Below are 1,147 nucleotides of genomic sequence, written 5' to 3' on the forward strand. Positions count from 1 at the left end.
AGCGGCCTGTGCCTTCCTCTTGACTGTGCCTGCTATATGCTGCACAAGTGCTGGACAGGGGCGTACTGCCGTTATTTCCGTGAGGCTGTCCTGCCTCTTAACCCGGAGCTTCAAGCGTCGCTGACAACGGAAGGCATCTCCCCGGAGCTGCGGGCCTGTGCGGTCTGCGGAAAGGCGTTTTTGCCCGAGGGGCGTCAAGCCTACTGTTCCGACGCCTGCAAGGCCGAAGGGAACCGCCGGAAAAGCCGGGAACGCATGAGGAAAATGCGGGAGAAAAGGCCGGGCGGCTGTTACGATTTGCCGCCTCCAAAGGCTTGACATTCCGGGCTTTTTTGAGGGTGTTTCCGGGGTGGGAATATCTTATTACATTCCTCCCCGGTCTGCCCTCTTATTTCGTAACATCCAGCACTTCGGGTCATGTTGGCCCGAGGCACAGAAAGGAGGGATCTCTTGGAGACAGTACAAGGATATGTGATTTTGAAAGCTGCCACCTTTGAAACTGGACACGGCTTTGCGCTTGGGCATAATCCGGGAGCGCCGAGCCCCTTTGTGACCTGGCAGTTTACCGAGGGGGAAAACGGCCATCGGGATTACTACTGGGGCCGCTATGGAAACAGCCAGGCATGGGCGCAGCGGGATTTTGACCGCCGGGTGGACGATTATCAGCAGCTTTACCATGCGGCGGTCAAGCATACCGAGCTGGGACCGGAAGGCGTTTACCGCTATTATTCCACCCAGCGGCCCGTGGACATAGGAACTTACCCGAAGCCGCCGGATAACCAGCCTCTTTCCATTGTCAACTACGACGATGACAGGCGGCGTCCTGTGGCAGACGGCAGGCTGATGGCATGGGGCGAACTGACCTACACAAAGCCGCTGACCGAAAAGCAAATGGAGGATTATGAACTGAAACCAGCACCGGGCAATCCTGACCGGGTGCGCTCATCCATTACCGCCCGGCTCAAAGAAGGAACCAGAGGGCAGGAACCCCCGAAGGAGCCCGGCCAGAAGCGGAGCCATAAAAACCATGAGGAACGATAAAGGAGGATCGCCATGCACGAAAAAGACAACTATCTGAAAACCGCCGAGCTCTCCACGGAGCAGAACTGCAACATGATTGACGGCGTACCCAACAACACGCCCATCC

The 1,147-nt window shown here is 57.3% G+C and carries 3 protein-coding genes; all 3 read left to right on the forward strand.

The annotated features are described in order from the left end of the window. Positions 1-318, forward strand: a 318-nt coding sequence (locus DWY93_RS02210; protein ID WP_117471733.1) for a cysteine-rich VLP protein, incomplete at its 5' end; no start/stop codon positions are given. Between the two features lie 132 nt (positions 319-450). Then, positions 451-1,041 carry a hypothetical protein gene (locus DWY93_RS02215; protein WP_227589686.1) on the forward strand — a complete coding sequence of 197 codons (591 nt, stop codon included), beginning with the start codon at positions 451-453 and terminating at the stop codon, positions 1,039-1,041. A gap of 12 nt (positions 1,042-1,053) precedes the next feature. Then, the coding region (locus tag DWY93_RS02220) for a DUF4316 domain-containing protein (protein ID WP_117471810.1) at positions 1,054-1,147 on the forward strand (94 nt) is incomplete at its 3' end.

This window comes from Clostridium sp. AF28-12, from assembly GCF_003435225.1.
Classification (GTDB): Bacteria; Bacillota; Clostridia; order Lachnospirales; family Lachnospiraceae; genus Pilosibacter; species Pilosibacter fragilis.